Source organism: Rhizobium sp. H4 (assembly GCF_003013335.1).
In the GTDB taxonomy this organism is placed as follows: Bacteria; Pseudomonadota; Alphaproteobacteria; order Rhizobiales; family Rhizobiaceae; genus Rhizobium; species Rhizobium sophoriradicis.
In genome coordinates this window covers 147,881-164,829 of the sequence record NZ_PSOW01000012.1, presented here as the reverse complement: position 1 = coordinate 164,829, position 16,949 = coordinate 147,881, and the positions used below count along the sequence as shown (strand labels likewise).

15 protein-coding genes are annotated in these 16,949 nt (G+C 62.2%); 5 read left to right on the top strand and 10 right to left on the bottom strand.

What is annotated here, in order from left to right; translation table 11 throughout:
• Nucleotides 1-67 precede the first annotated feature (67 nt).
• On the top strand, nt 68-973 hold the full coding sequence (locus C4N04_RS19770) for a DMT family transporter (RefSeq protein ID WP_106796816.1): 906 nt from the start codon (nt 68-70) through the stop codon (nt 971-973).
• On the opposite strand, the gene C4N04_RS19765 is transcribed toward C4N04_RS19770, so the two are convergent.
• Genes C4N04_RS19765 through C4N04_RS31605 form a run of 5 tightly spaced genes read right to left on the bottom strand, consistent with a single transcriptional unit; the run spans nt 939 to nt 6,959 of the window.
• Nucleotides 939-2,621 carry a VOC family protein gene (locus C4N04_RS19765; RefSeq protein WP_245425627.1) on the bottom strand — a complete coding sequence of 561 codons (1,683 nt, stop codon included), beginning with the start codon at nt 2,619-2,621 and terminating at the stop codon, nt 939-941. The genes C4N04_RS19770 and C4N04_RS19765 overlap by 35 nt on opposite strands.
• 21 nt (nt 2,622-2,642) lie before the next feature.
• Nucleotides 2,643-4,238: a response regulator gene (locus tag C4N04_RS19760; protein ID WP_106796815.1), complete on the bottom strand. Its 1,596-nt coding sequence runs from the start codon at nt 4,236-4,238 to the stop codon at nt 2,643-2,645.
• 4 nt (nt 4,239-4,242) lie between these two features.
• Nucleotides 4,243-4,668, bottom strand: coding sequence for a response regulator (locus C4N04_RS19755; RefSeq protein WP_009991532.1), 426 nt, complete (start codon nt 4,666-4,668; stop codon nt 4,243-4,245).
• Nucleotides 4,655-6,796: a PAS domain-containing sensor histidine kinase gene (locus tag C4N04_RS19750; protein ID WP_106796814.1), complete on the bottom strand. Its 2,142-nt coding sequence runs from the start codon at nt 6,794-6,796 to the stop codon at nt 4,655-4,657. Before C4N04_RS19750 ends, C4N04_RS19755 begins: the two co-directional genes overlap by 14 nt.
• Nucleotides 6,786-6,959 (bottom strand): hypothetical protein, encoded by a 174-nt coding sequence (locus tag C4N04_RS31605; protein ID WP_158775570.1) that lies wholly within the window; start codon nt 6,957-6,959, stop codon nt 6,786-6,788. Before C4N04_RS31605 ends, C4N04_RS19750 begins: the two co-directional genes overlap by 11 nt.
• A 28-nt stretch (nt 6,960-6,987) precedes the next feature.
• Here C4N04_RS31605 and C4N04_RS19745 point away from each other — a divergent pair, with 28 nt between their 5' ends.
• The 3 genes from C4N04_RS19745 to C4N04_RS19735 all read left to right on the top strand — a co-directional run bounded on the left by C4N04_RS19745 (nt 6,988) and on the right by C4N04_RS19735 (nt 9,015).
• Entirely contained in the window at nt 6,988-7,365 is a 378-nt protein-coding gene (locus tag C4N04_RS19745) for a response regulator (protein ID WP_077992568.1), read from the top strand.
• 478 nt (nt 7,366-7,843) lie between these two features.
• The gene (locus C4N04_RS19740; RefSeq protein ID WP_009992967.1) at nt 7,844-8,548 is read left to right on the top strand and encodes a helix-turn-helix transcriptional regulator; all 705 of its coding nucleotides are present in this window, start codon (nt 7,844-7,846) and stop codon (nt 8,546-8,548) included.
• Between the two features lie 29 nt (nt 8,549-8,577).
• Nucleotides 8,578-9,015: a response regulator gene (locus C4N04_RS19735; RefSeq protein ID WP_106796813.1), complete on the top strand. Its 438-nt coding sequence runs from the start codon at nt 8,578-8,580 to the stop codon at nt 9,013-9,015.
• 33 nt (nt 9,016-9,048) lie between these two features.
• On the opposite strand, the gene C4N04_RS19730 is transcribed toward C4N04_RS19735, so the two are convergent.
• The 4 genes from C4N04_RS19730 to ybaL all read right to left on the bottom strand — a co-directional run bounded on the left by C4N04_RS19730 (nt 9,049) and on the right by ybaL (nt 14,812).
• Nucleotides 9,049-9,765, bottom strand: a complete 717-nt coding sequence (locus C4N04_RS19730; protein WP_106796812.1) for a HAMP domain-containing sensor histidine kinase — start codon at nt 9,763-9,765, stop codon at nt 9,049-9,051.
• 172 nt (nt 9,766-9,937) lie between these two features.
• Nucleotides 9,938-12,484, bottom strand: coding sequence for a protein translocase subunit SecD (secD, locus tag C4N04_RS19725; RefSeq protein WP_106796811.1), 2,547 nt, complete (start codon nt 12,482-12,484; stop codon nt 9,938-9,940).
• A gap of 84 nt (nt 12,485-12,568) precedes the next feature.
• On the bottom strand, nt 12,569-12,949 hold the full coding sequence (locus C4N04_RS19720; RefSeq protein WP_039623014.1) for a hypothetical protein: 381 nt from the start codon (nt 12,947-12,949) through the stop codon (nt 12,569-12,571).
• Between the two features lie 54 nt (nt 12,950-13,003).
• Nucleotides 13,004-14,812, bottom strand: a complete 1,809-nt coding sequence (gene ybaL / locus C4N04_RS19715; protein ID WP_096763646.1) for a YbaL family putative K(+) efflux transporter — start codon at nt 14,810-14,812, stop codon at nt 13,004-13,006.
• 79 nt (nt 14,813-14,891) lie between these two features.
• On the opposite strand from ybaL, the gene C4N04_RS19710 reads away from it, so the two are divergent.
• Nucleotides 14,892-15,152, top strand: a complete 261-nt coding sequence (locus C4N04_RS19710; protein WP_009990767.1) for a helix-turn-helix transcriptional regulator — start codon at nt 14,892-14,894, stop codon at nt 15,150-15,152.
• 7 nt (nt 15,153-15,159) lie between these two features.
• Here the strand turns inward: C4N04_RS19710 and C4N04_RS19705 are convergent, their stop codons facing one another.
• Nucleotides 15,160-16,581: a glycosyltransferase family 39 protein gene (locus C4N04_RS19705; RefSeq protein ID WP_096763647.1), complete on the bottom strand. Its 1,422-nt coding sequence runs from the start codon at nt 16,579-16,581 to the stop codon at nt 15,160-15,162.
• Nucleotides 16,582-16,949 lie beyond the last annotated feature (368 nt).

Below are 16,949 nucleotides of genomic sequence, written 5' to 3'. Positions count from 1 at the left end.
AATCGACTTCTGCTACGCAGTCCAAAGTCAATGGCCCGGCCTTCGGGCAATCAGAAATAGCGAGACCATGTCGCAAACCGCTTCCACCCTTTCCGAAGCCTCGCCTTCCAATCGTCTCGCTCTTGCGGCGCTCGTTCTCGGCGGCGCGGCGATCGGCGGCTCGCCGATCTTCGTGCGGCTTTCCGAAGTCGGGCCGATGGCCACCGCCTTCTGGCGCGTGGCGCTGGCGCTGATCCCGATCTTCATCGTCTCGCTCATGAAGAAGGATGCGGGGCCGAAGCCGCAAAACCTTTCCGATTATGGCATGCTGGTTCTTCCCGGCGTCATGCTGGCGCTCGACCTTGCCGCCTGGCACCTTTCGCTCACCATGACCTCGGTCGCCAACGCGACGCTGCTTGCCAATCTCGCGCCCGTTTTCGTCACGCTGATCGCCGTCCTGGTTTTCAGGGCGAGAACCAGCGGCGTCTTCCTGTTGGGGCTGCTTCTGGCACTTGCCGGGGTCGTTATTCTGAAAGGCGGTCCGGCAGGGCTCGGCAATGGCGATTTAAGCGGCGACGGCGCCGCGATGATCGCCGCCTTCTTCTATGCCTGTTATATCCTGGCGATCGGCAGGCTGCGCAGCCGGTTCGATACGATCCGCATCATGCTGTGGAGCACGGCATCGGCTGCCGTCTGCATCTTCCCGATAGCCTTTTTCTTCGAAGGTCAGATGCTGCCGGCGACCCTCTACGGCTGGTCGATCCTCTTCGGCCTCGCCTTTATCAGCCATGCCGGCGGGCAGGTGGCGATCACCTATGCGCTGGCCTATCTGCCGCCGGCCTTTTCATCGCTGACGCTGCTGCTGCAGCCGGTCGTGGCCGCGATCCTCGCCTGGGCGCTGCTCAATGAGGCGATCGGCACGATGCAGGCGCTCGGCGCCGCAGTGGTGCTGGCCGGCATCATGGTCGCCCGAACGTCTCGCTCGTCGGCTTGACGGCTTGCTGCTCCAGCGGCGGTGTCTCATCGCCCATTCTCTGGAGCAGCCACTTCTGGATGATCGGCACATCGGCATCACCGAGGTCGTGACCGCCCGGGATGACGTCGGAATCGACAGTGGCGCCCGAACTTTTCAGTCTCTCCTCGAGTTCGCTCGCATATTGGCCGTAGGCATCGGTCTTGCCGCTGATGACGAGCAGGTCCGTGCCCTTCAGATCGGCATGCGGGAAGTCGCTGAGTACAGGCATGGAGCGCAGCAGCACCGCCTTGTGAACGAGGTTCGGGTGCAGGTAGAGCAGCGAGTTCAATAGGTTGGCGCCGTTGGAATAGCCGACATAGACGATCTTCTTGGGGTCGAGCCCGTAAGACTTGACGGCGCCGTCGATGAAGGCCGCAAAGGCCTCCGCCTCGGTCTTGATGTCGTCCTGGTCGAAGGAGAAGGGTGTGATGCGCTTGTACCAGCGCGGAAAACCCTCTTCCGTCGCACGACCCCGTACGCCCATGAGGGTTGCGCGCGGCGCCGCCTTGTTCAGCAGTGGCATGAGCGTCGTCTCATTGCCGCCCGAGCCGTGCAGCAGCACGAAGACGCTGCCGTCGGGATTCGGCGGCGTGTAGAAGCGATGGACGAAGGGCAGCTCGCGGTAATTGACGCGCGGCTGGCCGGGCATCGAAAATTGCGGCAGCACTACCTTCAGCTCGTCGAGATTGGTGATCGCGCCGGGTGGCGCGAAAAGCTTCGTTCCGAGTGCGGCTTGCTCCTCGTCGACAGTCATGCCCGGCTTGTCGGTCGCGAGCTCGACCAGCGTCCCACCCGGTTCGCGGGCATAGAGCGAACGGAAATATTTGCGGTCATGCATGTTGGTCGGCGACGCATTGGTCGCCTCCAGGGCTTTGCCGACCGACAGCAGCGTCTCCTCGTCCGGGGCGCGGAACGCGACGTGATCGATGGTGCCGGTGCCGGGCGCCCCGGACCAGAAGCCGCGTGCATCGCGCACGTCGATAATGTCGCCCGATTGCGAAACCAGCCTGTGGATCGTGCCCCGATTGGCCTGGAAGCGGTAGCCGAAATGGCGCTCGAGAAAGCCCCGGCTTTCGTCAGGCTTCTCCGTCAGCATGGTTGCGCCGCGCACGCGCTGGACTGCATGTTCTGACGGGATCGAGGCGCCGTCCCAGGCGGCCGGCGATGTCAGGTTCTTGGCGCCTGCGAGCTTGAGGATGATATTGTCGGGATCTTTCAGCCTGAGCACGGGCTCGCCGAATTCGTCGGTCGGTCCCTCAGAGCGCAGGCCGAAGCTCATGGCGCGCGTCAGCCAGTAGCCGATGCTCGCCGGATCGATCGCCAGCGAAATCTCGCTGATCTGGCCGTAGCCTGCCCGGCCGGGGGCGCCGTCTTCCCAGACGAGGAAGGTAAGCAGCGAACCCGGCGTTCCCGCCGCATCGCCATAGAGGAGATGAAGCTGCATCACATCTTCGTAACCGGCCGTCTGCTTGACGAGCCGCATGCCGAGAAAGCCGGCGTAAAAGTCCACGTTTGCCTGCACCTTGCGGGTGATGGCCGTCACGTGATGTATGCCTGATACCATCGAGAGCAGTCCTGATTGAAGCGGCGTCGTCAGGAGCGCGAGTATGAAAGTTGCAAAGATCATACCGTTGCCAATGACCACCGCTTAGTTTTGTTCCGCACAAAGCGCAAGCGAATCGCCGCGCTGCAGCAGCTCCAAATGATCGACATCTACGAGGGCCTCTTCCAGTTGCTGCAGGGTCGGCGGCTTGACCATATAGGCGCGCGCGCCGAGGTTTCTGGCCCGCTGCATGTCGGTCTCGTCGCTTGAGGTGCTGAGAATGCAGACGGGAATCCGCTTCAGTCGGGCGTCGGCCGACAGTGCGTTCAGCACCTCGAAGCCGTCCATGATCGGCATGTTGATGTCGAGCAGCATCAGGTCGATCTGCGGCAGGTCGGCTGTGCCGGCGCGCTCCTCGAGCAGCCGCATCGCCTCGCGTCCGTTGGTGGCGACATGCAGGTTGAAGGTCACCTTCTCCCGCCGCATCAGCTTGATCTTCAGAATCTGAATGTCGGCCGGGCTGTCTTCGACCAGCAGCACTTCGGCAAGCCTGCCGGAACCTTCGCCCGGCTGCTCCGCAGGCTTTGGGCTGGGCGGAGCGGCCGATGCGGCCGGCGGCGCGGGCCGCGCCGCGGCGAGCGGTATTTCGACGATGAAGGTGGCGCCGGGGCCCTTCTCCGGTTCGCACCAGATCGAGCCGCCATGCAGCTGCGCGATGCGGCGGCAGATGGCAAGCCCAAGCCCGGTGCCCTCGATGCCGCGGCCGACCAGCCGCTTGAACGGCTGGAAGATCAGCTCGCGGTGCTGGGGATCGATGCCCGGTCCATTGTCACGCACCGTCAGGCGGCAGGTATGGCCCTCTGCTTCACCTGAGATCGTCACCTCCGGAACCTTTTGATCGCAATAACGGATGGCATTCGACACCAGGTTCTGCAGAAGCTGGGTCAAAAGCGTCGCATCGCCCATGACCTCCGGCAGTGCGCCGCGAATGATCACGGCCCCGCGGCTCTCCATCTGCTGGCGCAGATTGTCTTCCACCTGGTTGAGCACATCCGACAGCGAGACCGGCGTCAGCTCCGGCCCGCCATAGGCTTCGAGCTTGGTGAAGCCTGAGACCTTGACGATCAGGTCTTCCATATGGTCGGCGGCGCTCAGCACGTAATCGAGCAGTTCCCGGTCTTCGGCCGGAAGTGCTGCGGAACCGTGCAGGATGCGGCTGAAGGATTTGATCGTCCTGAGCGGCTCCTTCAGATCATGGGCCATGGCGCGGGTGAAGATCTCGAGCGACTGCCGCTTCTGCTCCAGCTGTGCTTCCAGCATGCCGTGCATGATGGCGTTCTGAATGCAGCGGTGCAGCGTTTCGGGCGAAAGCGAATCCTTGGTGAGATAGTCGCGCGCACCGGCCTTCATCACTTCGACGGCGACGGTCTCGCTGCCCTGGCCGGTCAGCATGATGACATTGGCGACAGGATCGTCCTCCAATATATCGGCCAGCACGCCGAGCCCGTCGCGCCCGGGCAGCGAATAATCGAGCAGGATGCAGTCCGGCCGCTTGCGCCCGTTCAGCGCACGGCCCTCTTCGCCGGTCTCCGCCTCGACGACGGTGTAGGCGGTGCTGGAGACGCGGCCCAGTATGCGACGATAGACCTCGCGATCGTCGATATTGTCGTCGATGATGAGAATGCAGCAGTCTTCCGCCAAACCGTCAGTCCTCGAGCGGCAGGATTGCGATTTCGAACCAGTATTCCTTCAGCCGCTGGATCGCGGCGAAGAGGCCGTCGAGATCGACCGGCTTCTGCACATAGGTATTGGCGCCGAGCGCATAGCAGCCTTCGATGTCGCGCTCGTCGTCGGAGGTCGTCAGGATCACCACCGGAATCTTGCGCCAGCCGTCATTCGACTTGATCGCCTCCAGCGTCTTGCGGCCGTCGAGGCCGGGCATGTTGAGATCGAGCAGGATCAGCCCGGGTTTCGGCACCATCGTCGCGAGCATGTCGAGCGCTTCATGCCCGGAGGCTGCCCAACGGATCGAGTTGCGAAGATTGGTGCGCTTGAATGCGCGCATCGTCGCTTCGAAATCGTCTTCGCTGTCTTCGACGATGAGGATCGGTTGCGTGTCACGCTGCTGCATTCTGCCCCTCGCGCTTTTTTCCCAGGGTGAAATAGAATGTGGTGCCGGCGCCGACTTCGGATTCCAGCCAGATATCGCCGTTGTGCCGCGCGATGATCTTGCGGACGAAGGTAAGGCCTGCTCCGGTCCCGTCGTCGGAATCCTGCGACTTTTCGAGACGTTTGAAAATGCGGAAAATATCCTCGTGGAATTCCCGGGGTATGCCTTTGCCGTTATCCCTAACGAAAAACACGTTGCGGGCAACCGTGCCGTCCTCGCCGACATAGCGTTCGAGATAGCCGATCGAGACCAGCGGCGCCGGCTTGTCGTTGTATTTGATCGCGTTGGTGATGAGATTGCGGAATACTTCGGTCAGCCGCGGCGCGTCGCAGACGACGTCCGGCAGCCGGCCTTCGATGACGACCTTGGCATGCCGCTCCTCCAGCAGCAGCTCCATCGTCGCGACCACATCCTTGACGATCAGACCGATATCGGCGCGTTTGACCGCCAGCTGCTGTCGCCCGAGCCGGGAGAAGTAAAGCAGGTCGTTGACGAGTTTTTCCATGCGCTGGCTGAGACGCACCAGACGGTTCAGGCGGCGCACGCCGTCATCGTCGAGCTTGTCCTCGTAGTCTTCGAGGAGAAAGCGGGAATGGTTGTGCAGGCCGCGCAGCGGCTCCTTCAGATCATGCGAGGCGATATAGGCGAATTCATCGAGGTCGTGGTTGCTGCGCTCGAGTTCGGCCGTATAGGCCTCGAGCTGGGCAAGCGTGGTTTTCATCCGCTCTTCCTGCCGGGCGCGCTCGCTGATGTCGCGAACGATGCCGACAAAGGTCTTTGTCTCACCGCTGACGACGACGCTGATCGAGACGTCGATCGGAAAGACGATGCCGTTCTTGCGCCGCCCGGAGACCATGCGCGTCGTGCCGATGATGCGTTCCTCGCCGGTCTGACGGTAATGGCCGAGATAGCCGTCATGCTCGGAATGATAGGGCTCCGGCATCAGCATCTTGATGTTCCGGCCGATCGTCTCCTGCGGGGAATAGCCGAACATGCTTTCGGCCGCCGGATTGAAACTCTTGATCGTTCCGCGTTCGTCGATGACGATGACGGCGTCGGGCGTGCTGCGCACCAATGCGCCGAAGCGGATGCGCTCGGCCTCGAGATTATGGTGGTTGCGCAGGAAATAGAAGACGAGGATCGCGATCAGCCAGAGCGTGGCGGCGGTGATCGTGCGGTTGGCGATCTCTTGCCAGAAGCCCGCTTCGTCGTGCCGGACGGCAAGGAAGCCGAGCATCAGCAGCACGGTGCAGGCAAAGGCGAAGAAGAGCGGCGCATTCCTGTTGCCGAACCAGAGGGCCGTCAACACCAGCGGCACGTAGAGAATGCCGTTGGCAAGGCCAAGCGGCGTATAGAGATCGACAAGAAGGCCGGTGAAGCAGACCGCCGCCGGGATCCAGAGCGGGATCTGCGCCCGGTTTGCCGGCTGCAGCCACCAGGAGCGGGCAAGAAGGCCCGAGCCGAAGAACACCAGGCCGATCGCCGTATGCAGCGCCATCGCCGCATAGGGCCCCCAGCGGTAGCCCTGTTCGGCATCGGTGACATAGCTGGCGAGCGCGATCATGCCGAGCGTGATGACGACGTAGCTGGTCAGCTCCTGGACCACCCGGCTTGTCGACGTCTCGATGTGGAGGGAGAGCAGCAGCGAAACATTGGCGATCAGGAAGACCAATGCCGTGTTGGGGCCCATGCCGCCGCCGATCTCGGCGATGAAGTCTGACGGAACCAAGAGGTGCGAGATCAGCACGTCGACATTGTGGAAACGCCGCCCGAGCGTGGCGATTTCCACGAGCCGGGCCGTCGCGATCGCTGCCGCAAACCCCGCCATCACCGTTGCCGCCATGCGTAAGCGGCGGTCGGCCAGCATCGAGGCGGCAAGCCCGGCGCCGGAAAGCACGAAGCAAAGCGCGGCATTAAAAGCCATCGACGGGAAACCGGGGATTAGCGAGATGACGATGGCGATCTGCAACAACCAGCCGGCCAGGGCGCTGGCGCCGAGCAGCAACATCAGGCAGCCGACAGCAATCGCGAAGGCGCGGTAGCGCCGCCTACGCTGATCCTGCAGGTCCACGTTGCCCTTATCCTGCACCCGTATATCCTCCGCCGGTTCGCTCCATTTTTTCCGAAATCGAGGAATACTCAATAGGCAGGCGAAGCCGCCGCCGCGCTTTTTGCGAAATGATTTTTCGATAAAACAGATCGAATTTTGGTGAAATCGCGATATCGTGCGAGCGAAGGACGGCGAGGTTCATTCGAACAATATCCAAATCATGGTGCTGGATGCCTACCATCGTTTACGTCGACGACAGCAGGGATGATCTCTTCTATCTCGACTATATCCGCAGGAAGCAGCAGATAGACGTCGATCTGTTCTGTTTTTCGACGGCCGAGACCGCGCTGGAAGCGCTGAAGCAGCGGGTGGCGGAAGGCTGGGCTCCACCGGAGCTGCTGGTCGCCGATCTCTACATGCCTCTCGACAGCGGTATCGGCCTGGTGAGCAAGTTGCGCGGCGACGATCGGTTCAGCGCAATGCGGCTTGCGATCTGCAGCGGATCGGATGCCGATGAGGATCGCGCCCGCGCGCTCGAGGCCGGCGCCGATTTTTACCTCGAGAAGCCGCTTGACCTTGCCGAGATCGTTCTCAATCTTGAAGTGTAGGAAACCGCGAAAACCGGTGGTGCGTTTCCTGGCGTTCGTTCGGGCGATATGACAAACCGCAATTGACAAGGCCGAGTGTGCATCCCAAGATGCAACCGAAACGAAGCGGACGGAATTAAAAATAAGCGCTGAGAGAACCGAATGGACCCGCGTTCGCCGCCACGAACTTCAGCCAACCCCTTAGCTAATGGGCCTATCGGCTCTCTCGCGCTTACGTCTGGCACTGCCTTCCCACATTCATGGATGTTGAACGCGTGAAGATTTACGATACCCAGGTAAGAACTACTGCCCCTCAGTATAATCTGCCCGTGCATCACCTGTAGTTGAGATAACTGATGATATCCGCCTTGCGTACCGAAAGTCCCCGTTTCGATATCTCTCATCAACCGTCTCGCAATTTTTGTAGCTCTTCGCCTTTAAGACGTATATCCCAAGATTTAGGGATTGGGGGCATGGCGGGAGGAGAGGAAGATTGGGAATGAGCAATGCCGCGGCAACTCCTTTTCATGCCGGGCCGGAGCTGAGCCGGGCAATCAACCGCACCGATTTTTTCCGTCTGCTAAAAGCGGCGGCGCAGCATTATCACTTCGACAATTTCGCGCTTGCCCGCATTTCCGAAGCTTCGGCTCCTTTCGGCGAACGCGATGTCGTCATCACCAGTGTCCCCGAGCGCCGCGTCGGCCTTTTTATCGCGACGTTGAAGGAGACGCTTGGAACTGTCCGGGCAAAGAGCGCCCAGTTCCTGGCAACTCCGGTGCATGGCAGAAGTGCTGAGCCGGATACCTATCCCTCCGATCGCCTGTTCAACGAGTTCCGCAGCGGCGTCTTCCTTTTCATTCCGCTGTTCACGCCGGAAGGGCGGCGATATTGCCTGGTGCTCAGCGGCGAGCGTGAGGAGCCGGATCAGGGCGAGATCGCCGACCTGCTTCTCGACGCCATGCGCATTTTCGACAAGCTCTACGAGGAAATCCTGACGCAGGAAATGTCCGGACGGCTGACACAGCGCGAATCGGAAATCGTCAAATGGACGAGCGAAGGCAAAACCTCAGCGGAAATCGCCATCATCCTTGGTCTGTCCGAACACACGGTCAATTCGCATATCACCGCGGCCGCGCGCAAACTCGACGCGGTGAACCGCGTCCACATGGTGGCGATCGCCCTGAGAAACGGTTTGGTTTCGTGACAATGGACTTTGGGACTGGGGAAAATGAGATGACCAGCGAAACGGTCCGAAAGAATGCGGTAAAGGTTCTCTTTGTCGACGATGAATTCATCGAATTCCGCGCGCTCAAGAAGAAGATCGCCGAGCTCTCCGAGCCGCTGGTCGAGGTCGAATATTCGCCTTCGATCGGCGACGCGCTGGAAAAGATCCGCGCGGCGCGCTTCGATCTCATCCTGCTCGACAACCGCCTTCTGCCCAATGCTGATTTCCGCGAAACGGTGCCGGAGCTGCGCGGAAGCGGCTATACCGGCCCGATCGGCGTCGTCTCGACCGATATATCCGGCGGCTATTTCCAGGAGTTTCCCGATTACGGCGTCGATTTCCGCATCGGCAAGGACGAAATCGACGCCCAGACGCTGCAGCACATCATCCGCGAATATGTGCACTATGACGTCCCGGATTTCTGGAAGGACGATTACAGCATTTAACGCATGTCGCCCCAGGACTGTGGGCGGTTTGCCTCAAGAAACCGGAAGGTGGATGGTGAAGCGGCTGCCGCTTTCGTCCGAATGTTCGAGGCTGAGATCCCCGCCAAGCGCCTTCAGAAGCTCCTGCGCCGTCGTCAGTCCGAGGCCGGCGCCCGCGACCGCTCCCGCCTTCGGCAATTTCCAGAACGGCTCGAAGATCCGCTCCCGATAGGCGGGATCGATGCCGGTTCCGTTGTCGGAAACCCGGATCAACCAATTCTCCCCCTTCTGCTCCGCCGTGATCGCCACATGCGGCGGCGATGAACGGCGATAGGTGAGGGCGTTGGAAATGAGCTGCCTCAGCACCAGGCCGAACAAAGCAGGGTCGGTGCGGATGGAGGGCAGGCCCCGGCAGGCAAGCGTCGCGTCGTGCGCCCCTGTTTCATCGATCAGCTCGGGCCAGACCTGTTCGGCCAGCGCCTGCAGGTTGACCTCCTCGGGCGTCACCTGAGGCGCGCCACCGGCAAGGCTCATCAATGCCTTGGTGAGGCGCTGCGCGGCCTGCGCCTTTTCCATGATCATCCTCAGGCTCTGAAGCTGTTCGCCGTCGAGCGTCTCCTCGAGATCGTCGAGCAGCAACTCGGCATACATGGCGATATGGCGAAGCGGCGATTGCAGGTCGTGCGAGGCGGTTGCGAGAAAACGTTTGATGCGCTCTTCGGTGTCGCCGGCAATATTGGTGTCAAGCGGTCTCGTCGGGTTGGATGACATCTGGCGGTTTCCCCGATCTCTGCTGCGGTGCCGCGCATCTTTTTCGGACGCGCAACGGACGCTGTAATATCTTGAATTGCTGCATAATTTTTTCCTGGCAATAGGCAACAATAAAAACAGGGCGCCGGTTCTGCAACCGGCGCCCCGTTCAAGGATGCGTTAACAGCTGTTTTCAGCCTGCCGATGTGCGCGAGCGGCCCTCTTCCGGCGGGATGATGTCGACGCCCGCATCGGTTGCCGGCGCCTTCGCGTGGCGACGGCGCCAGTCGCCGAGGAAGAGCAGGATGGGTGCGGCAATGAAGATCGACGAGGCGCCGGCAACCAGAATGCCGAATACCATCGGGATCGCGAAGCTCGATACGGCGCTGCCGCCCCAGATTGCCATCGGCACCAACGCGAGGAAGGCCGTCGCATTGGTGTAAAGGCTTCGCGCCAGGGTCTCGTTGATCGACTTGTCGATGATCTCGCGCAGCGGCATCGACTTGTAGAGCCGCATATTTTCGCGCATGCGGTCATAGACGACGACCTTGTCGTTCACCGAGTAGCCGACCAGCGTCAGGATGGCGGCGATGGCCGTCAGGTTGAAGTCTAGGCCGGTGATCGCGAAGAAGCCGATCGCCTTGGTGACGTCGAGCACCAATGTGACGATGGCGCCGACGGCAAACGGCCATTCGAACCGCACCCAGATATAGATCAGCATCGCCAAGCTGGCGATCACCACCGACAGAATGCCGGCCGAGGCAAGCTCGCCGCTGACCTTCGGACCGATGACGTCGGTGCCTTCGACGGTGGCGGTCGGATCGATCTTGGCGACTTCGGCCTTCAGCTTAGTGACCGCCGCTGTCTGCGCCTCTTCGCCGCCCTCCTGGCGCTGCGCGCGAACGAGAATGCTGTTGTTGCCGCCGAAGGACTGCAGCGTGATTTCGCCGAGGCCGAGACTGTCCAGACCTTCGCGGAACTTCGCCAGATCGGCCGTCCCTTGCGTCTTGACGGACATCTGGATGCCGCCGCGGAAGTCGACGCCGTAGTTGAGGCCGGGATAGATGAAGAGCGCAACGGAGGCAATCGAAAGCAGCGCCGAAACGGTGACGCCGAAGAAGCGCGCCTTCATGAACTGGATATGCTTGTCGTAAGGGCTGAAGGGGATCAACGGCCGGATGTTCAGCACCTTGAATTTGCGGCGGCGGGTAATCTCGATCATCGCGACGCGCACGAAGGCGACCGAGGTGAACATCGAGATGATCAGGCCGAGCGCCATGGTCACCGCAAAGCCGCGAACCGGCCCGGAACCGAAAAAGAACAGGATGCTCGCCGCGATCAGGGCCGTCATATTGCCGTCGATAATCGTCGAATAGGCACGGTTGAAGCCCGTATCGATGGCGGCAAAGGCGCCTCTGCCCTTGCGGGTCTCTTCACGGATACGCTCATTGATGAGAACGTTCGCGTCGACCGCGAGGCCGATGCCGAGAACGACACCGGCAATGCCCGGCAGCGTCAGTGTTGCGCCGACCAGCGTCAGGGCCGAGAGGGTCAGGATCGTGTGGATCAGCAGCGCCACATTCGCCAGGATGCCCCAGGTGCCGTAAAGAACGAAGATGAAGACTGCGACAAGGACGAAGCCGACAATGCCGGAGTAGAGGCCCATCTTGATGGCATCAGCGCCGAGATCGGCGCCGACGGTGCGCTCCTCGATCACGGTCAGCTTGGCGGGCAGGGCGCCGGCGCGCAGCATGGCGGCAAGCGTCGTGGCGCTGTCGGCCGAGAAGTTGCCGGATATCTGGCCGGAACCGCCGGTGATCGGCTCGCGGATGACGGGCGCGCTCAGCACCTTGTTGTCGAGGACGATGGCGAAGGGATTGCCGACATTCTGCCGGGTGATTTCGGCAAAGCGAGTGGAACCGGCGCTGTCGAAGCGGAAGCTGACGATCGGTTCGCGCGTGTTCGGGTCGAAGCTGACGCGGGCATCCGAGAGACGGTCGCCGGAGATTTCGACACGGTCGAGAACAGCATGGGTCCGGCCTTCGTCGTCCTGCATCATCGTGACGCCGGGGCCGGGCTGGTTGTTCGGCGACAGCATGTGGAACGACATCTTCGCCGTGGAGCCGAGAAGCTGGCGCAGCCGCGTCGGATCCTGCGCGCCGGGCAGCTGCACGAGCACGCGATTGGCGCCGATGCGCTGAATGGTCGGCTCTGAGACGCCGACCTGGTCGACGCGCTGGCGGATGACTTCCAAGCTCTGCTGGACGGCGTTGTCGACATTGGCGGAGATGCCGGCCGGCGAGAAGCCGACGGTGATGGTGGCGCCGTTCGCCGTGACATCAAGATCCGCCTGGCCGGCGCTGAGGCCGGTGCTGATCGGGTTGGCGAGCGTCTTGAGTTCGGTGACCGCCGCATCGCTCTGCGCGGCGTCGGCGAGCGTCACGACGATCTGATTCTGGCTGCGCACGACGGCTTTCGGCTGGATGCCCTTTTCGCGCAGGACGCGGCGGGCATCCTGAAGCAGCGATTGCAGCCGCTCCTTGGTCAGGTCCGCCTCGTCGACTTCCAGAACGAGGTGCGAACCGCCGCGAAGGTCGAGGCCGAGCGACACCTGCTCATGCGGCAGCCATGCGGGGATGCGCTGAAGGACGGACTGCGGCAGGGCGTTCGGCAGGGCGATCAATAGGCCGATCACGATGATCACCGAATAGGTGAACACCAGCCAGGGTGAATTGCGCATGTTGTATTCCTTAGATAATCGAGGGCCGGCGCTCGGGCGCAGGCGGCATGTCGTCAATGCTCGGAAGCGCCGCTCGGCGCCATGTCAGGCGGCGGCCGGCGGTGCGCGCGGCTGATGGGCCCTGAAAACTGAAGCATGAAGCGGAGCTTCGAATGCCGGGAGAGGAACGGCGCTGTTCCAGCCGGCGAAATCGATAGCCGGGGCAGCGGCAAGGGCAGGCGACCCGGCGTCGTAGGCGGCCTGTTTCGGCGCAAGCTTGCGCTCGGCGGCAAGCACCCCGCGCACGGCATCGCGCGCGCTCAGTTGCGGCGGCTGCGGATCGCGGCCGGACGAGGAAAGCGTATTGACGGCGGTGGCCGGCGCAATGATGAGATTGCCGCCGAACAGCAGGCCGAGATAGGCAAGGGCGGCGAAGAGCAGGGAAGCAGCGATACGGTTCGTCAGACGGCGCTGGTCCAGCTCCATCTCCTCCGTCCCGGCAATGTCACTCCCGTATCGGCTCAAAAGCGCGCCAATCTTTCATTCTCTTTCCGGCGGAGGGTCATCCGTCGGGACAATTGTATCAGGCCCATCACTGTCTTCATAGGCCACACTCTCATGATGCACTTGAGCGAGCCGGTCAACCATGCCCAGTGCGATTTCGCGTTCGCCCATGATGACGGTGTCGGCGCCATATTGCTTCAGCGCATCGACTTCGGCGTCGGAATGGGCGCGGGCGACGATGAGAATGGATGGATTGGCGCTGCGTGCCTGCTCGGCGATGCGGCAGGCTTCGAAGGCGTTCGGGATGGCGATGGCAATGCTGCGCGCCGCCGGCAGATTGGCGAGATCGAGCGTCTCGGTGGCCGCGGCATTGCCCATGAAAGCTTCGATGCCCTGGGCTTGCAGCTCGCCGACGCGCTTGTCGGAATCCTCGATGACGAGGAAGGGCGTGCCCGCCGATTTCAGGTTCTGCCCGACGATTCTGCCGACCCGCCCGTAACCGACGACAACGGCATGACCGTGGAGGCCGCTCGGATGCACCTCGTCATCTTCGGCCGGCGCCGTTTCCTCGGCGGGCGCAATCGCGCGCTCGGCCTGGCTCTCCTCGTGTCTCGCGCCTTCGAGCAGCGGGCGCATGCGGTCGCAGAGGAAGAACAGCAGCGGATTGAGGATGATCGAGATGATGGCGCCGGCCAGGATCAGGTCGCGGCCTTCCTCCGGCAACAGCCCGAGATCGACGCCGAGGGCGGCCAGGATGAAGGAGAACTCGCCGATCTGGCCGAGGCTCGCCGAAATCGTCAGCGCCGTGCCGAGCGGCTTCTTGAAGGCGAGCACGATCAGCAAGGCGGCGACGGATTTGCCGATGACGATGATGAAGATGGTGGCGATGATCGGCAGCGGCCTGTCGATCAGGATGTTCGGATCGAACAGCATGCCGACCGAGACGAAGAAGAGCACGGCGAAGGCATCGCGCAGCGGCAGGCTTTCCTGGGCGGCGCGATGGCTGAGCTCGCTTTCGGCCAGTACCATTCCGGCGAAGAAGGCCCCGAGCGCCAGCGACACGCCAAAAAGCTTGGCCGCGCCGAAGGCGACGCCGAGTGCGATGGCCAGCACGCCAAGCCGGAAGAGCTCGCGCGAGCCGGTATGGGCGATGCGATGCATCATCCAGGGAATGAGCTTGCGGCCGAAAACCAGCATCAGCGCCACGAACAGCGCCACCTTCACCAGCGTCATGGCGATCATGCCGCCGATGCCGAGGTCGAGTCCGAACAGGAGGTTCAGTCCGGCCGAGAGCGGCTCGGCGGGAGCGTGACCCTCGCCGCCGATGCCTGCGGCCGCCGGGATCAGCACCAGGGCCAGCACCATGGCGAGGTCTTCGACGATCAGCCAGCCGACGGCGATCCGGCCGCGCTCAGTCTCCACCAGCCGCCGCTCCTGCAGCGCTTTCAACAGCACGACGGTGGAGGCGACCGAAAGCGCCAATCCGAACACCAGGCTGCCGCCGGTCGGCCACCCCATCATGGCGCCAAGCCCCCAACCGAGCAGCGTCGCGAAGGCGATCTGCGCGGTCGCGCCGGGCAGCGCGATGCCGCGCACCGACATCAGGTCTTTCAGCGAGAAATGCAGTCCGACGCCGAACATCAGCAGGATAACGCCGATTTCGGCAAGCTCTGGCGCAAGGTTCTGGTCGGCCACGTAACCCGGCGTATGCGGCCCGACCAGCACGCCGGCGATGAGATAACCGACGAGCGGCGGCATGCGCAGCCGATGGGCAAGTGCACCGAAGATGAATGCCAGCACGAGGCCGCCGACGATTGTCGAGATCAAGGGCGTATCGTGCGGCATCATTGTCTCCCGATCTGGAAATCTCGCGCAAACTATGACATATATGGTCTATATCAACCAATATGGGTGACTTGAAATCATGGGTCAAGGCGCAAGGGCGACAATTCTCACGCCCGCTCTATGCCGCGCGGCGCGCGGCCTGCTCGACTGGACCCAGGCTGATCTGGCCGATAGGGCCGCGGTTTCGCGCAGCACCATCCGCGATTACGAGGGACGCCACCACGACATTCATCGCGCGACGGAGGCGCAGCTGCGCCTCGCCTTCGAAGAGGGCGGCGTCAGGTTCGTCGAAATCGAAGGCGCGGGCACCGGCCTCTGCCTGCCCGATCGGCAGGATTGAACCGGTCTCAAGGCGCCAGGCAGGTGGCCGAGACTTTGTAGATGTAGAGCGTCTTGCCCTTGTAGTAGCCTGCGGTCGGCTGCCAGCTCTTCAGCACCTCGGGCGTTTCTGTTGCGCAGGCGAGGGGACCGTCGGTCAGGAAAAGCACCTTGCCGGTGGTCTCGGCGGGCAGGGCGAATTCCTGCTCGTAATAGCTCTCCGGAAGGCCTGCCCGCGCCCGCGCATAGATCCGGTAGGATGCGTCGCGCAGCGTATAGAAAAGATCGGCGACCATGTCGCGGTTATCAGTGACGATGATATCGGTGCCGGCCTGATTTGCGAGCGCTGCGGCCTCGCGGCTGACCTCGGCGCGGCCGAGATAACGCTTCATCAATTCGTCGCCGTTGGGTAACAACAGCTGCTGCGGAAAGATCGTCGCCAGCGGAAACAGCAGGCTTGCGATGCCGTTGATGGTGAGCGACAGCCTCAGCCCCTTCGGCCACAACCGATAAAGCAGCCAGACGGCGAGGATCGTCCCGGCGACATAGGCGGTCACGGCCCAGTTGGCATAGGCCTTGGCGACCGTCGCCTGCAGGGTGATGAGCACCACCACCGGCATCGACAGCCAGACCAGCATCTTCTCGCGGTCGTCGCTCCGGCCCTTGATCATGCGGTAGACCGCCCAGAGGATCGCGAAGAAGATGATCGGCCCGACGACGCCGAACTGCGCGGAGAAGAATTCAAGCCCGCGACGGAGATTGATGCCGAGGTCGCTCCAGTGGGCGATATCCTGCGTATGGCGAACCGTCGTATTGTCGTGTTGCAGGTTCCACCAGAGGTTCGGCAAGGCAACGACCGCCGCGACCGCGACGGCGATGATGAAATCCCGAATGGCGATGCGCGCCGCCGGAATGAGAAGCAGGGCGAGTGCGCCGCCCGGCACAACGAACAGCACGGCATATTTCGTCAGGAAGGCGAGGCCGACCCCGAGGCCCATGACGAGCGCCAACCCGACTGAGCGCCGCTGCGTCAGGCCGAAATAGGCAAGCAGGGCGAGGGCGATGAAGAACAACAGGATGACATCGGTCGAGAAGAACACCGAGGAAAGCGCCACGCCCGGCAGCGTGATATAGGTGGCGCCCGTCCAGCCTTCGATCTCCGGTCCGACGAAACGTTTTGCCACCTTCATCAGCACCAGTGCCGCCGCCATATGGATCAGCGGTCCGAGCAGCCTGATCGAGTAGGTGGCGTTTGAGCCGGAAAATTCGGTCATCGCCCGGATCACCCAGGCGATCATCGGCGGCTTGGAATAGTAGCCGAGATCGAGATTCTGCGCCCAGAACCAGTACTGCGCCTCGTCGACAAATAGGTCCGTCGCATCGAAATTGAGCGTGACGACGCGCCAGAGCGTGAAGCCGAGAACGATGAGAAGACCAGATCTGGGGGACATGAACTTAAGTGTTCCGCTGACATGAAAGGCGCGAGTGCGATTACACCAAAGGCGCCGGACTGCCAACGGGCAAGGCGTTAGAACACGCGAAGCATGCGGATGTCGCGGTTTGCCGCGAGGGAATCGAGCCGGGCGATGGCTGCGAGCACGCCCATTGCGATCAAGCAGGAACCCAATCCGAGAACAATCATTGCTCTGTCCTTGTCGACGTCATGTCTTGGTTGTCGGCCGGCATATAACACGGAGCTTGCGTGTGCCTTGTAGCAGCCGTGCAACTCTCCCGCAGTATTTCTCGCGAACTGCCTTGAATTGCTTCAAAAGCCGGCGCCTGGACAGGCTTATTAACCTTCAGGCAAGGAATTAACCAT

What these genes read in the sequence shown, in the direction of transcription:
- C4N04_RS19735 (WP_106796813.1), top strand. Translation starts at nt 8,578, where the DNA reads ATGACCAGCGAAACGGTCCGAAAGAATGCGGTAAAGGTTCTCTTTGTC.
- C4N04_RS19765 (WP_245425627.1), bottom strand. Translation starts at nt 2,621, where the DNA reads ATGATCTTTGCAACTTTCATACTCGCGCTCCTGACGACGCCGCTTCAA.
- secD (WP_106796811.1), bottom strand. Translation starts at nt 12,484, where the DNA reads ATGCGCAATTCACCCTGGCTGGTGTTCACCTATTCGGTGATCATCGTG.
- C4N04_RS19710 (WP_009990767.1), top strand. Translation starts at nt 14,892, where the DNA reads ATGGGTCAAGGCGCAAGGGCGACAATTCTCACGCCCGCTCTATGCCGC.
- C4N04_RS19745 (WP_077992568.1), top strand. Translation starts at nt 6,988, where the DNA reads ATGCCTACCATCGTTTACGTCGACGACAGCAGGGATGATCTCTTCTAT.
- C4N04_RS19770 (WP_106796816.1), top strand. Translation starts at nt 68, where the DNA reads ATGTCGCAAACCGCTTCCACCCTTTCCGAAGCCTCGCCTTCCAATCGT.
- C4N04_RS31605 (WP_158775570.1), bottom strand. Translation starts at nt 6,959, where the DNA reads ATGAACCTCGCCGTCCTTCGCTCGCACGATATCGCGATTTCACCAAAA.
- C4N04_RS19705 (WP_096763647.1), bottom strand. Translation starts at nt 16,581, where the DNA reads ATGTCCCCCAGATCTGGTCTTCTCATCGTTCTCGGCTTCACGCTCTGG.
- C4N04_RS19730 (WP_106796812.1), bottom strand. Translation starts at nt 9,765, where the DNA reads ATGTCATCCAACCCGACGAGACCGCTTGACACCAATATTGCCGGCGAC.
- ybaL (WP_096763646.1), bottom strand. Translation starts at nt 14,812, where the DNA reads ATGCCGCACGATACGCCCTTGATCTCGACAATCGTCGGCGGCCTCGTG.
- C4N04_RS19720 (WP_039623014.1), bottom strand. Translation starts at nt 12,949, where the DNA reads ATGGAGCTGGACCAGCGCCGTCTGACGAACCGTATCGCTGCTTCCCTG.
- C4N04_RS19755 (WP_009991532.1), bottom strand. Translation starts at nt 4,668, where the DNA reads ATGCAGCAGCGTGACACGCAACCGATCCTCATCGTCGAAGACAGCGAA.
- C4N04_RS19740 (WP_009992967.1), top strand. Translation starts at nt 7,844, where the DNA reads ATGAGCAATGCCGCGGCAACTCCTTTTCATGCCGGGCCGGAGCTGAGC.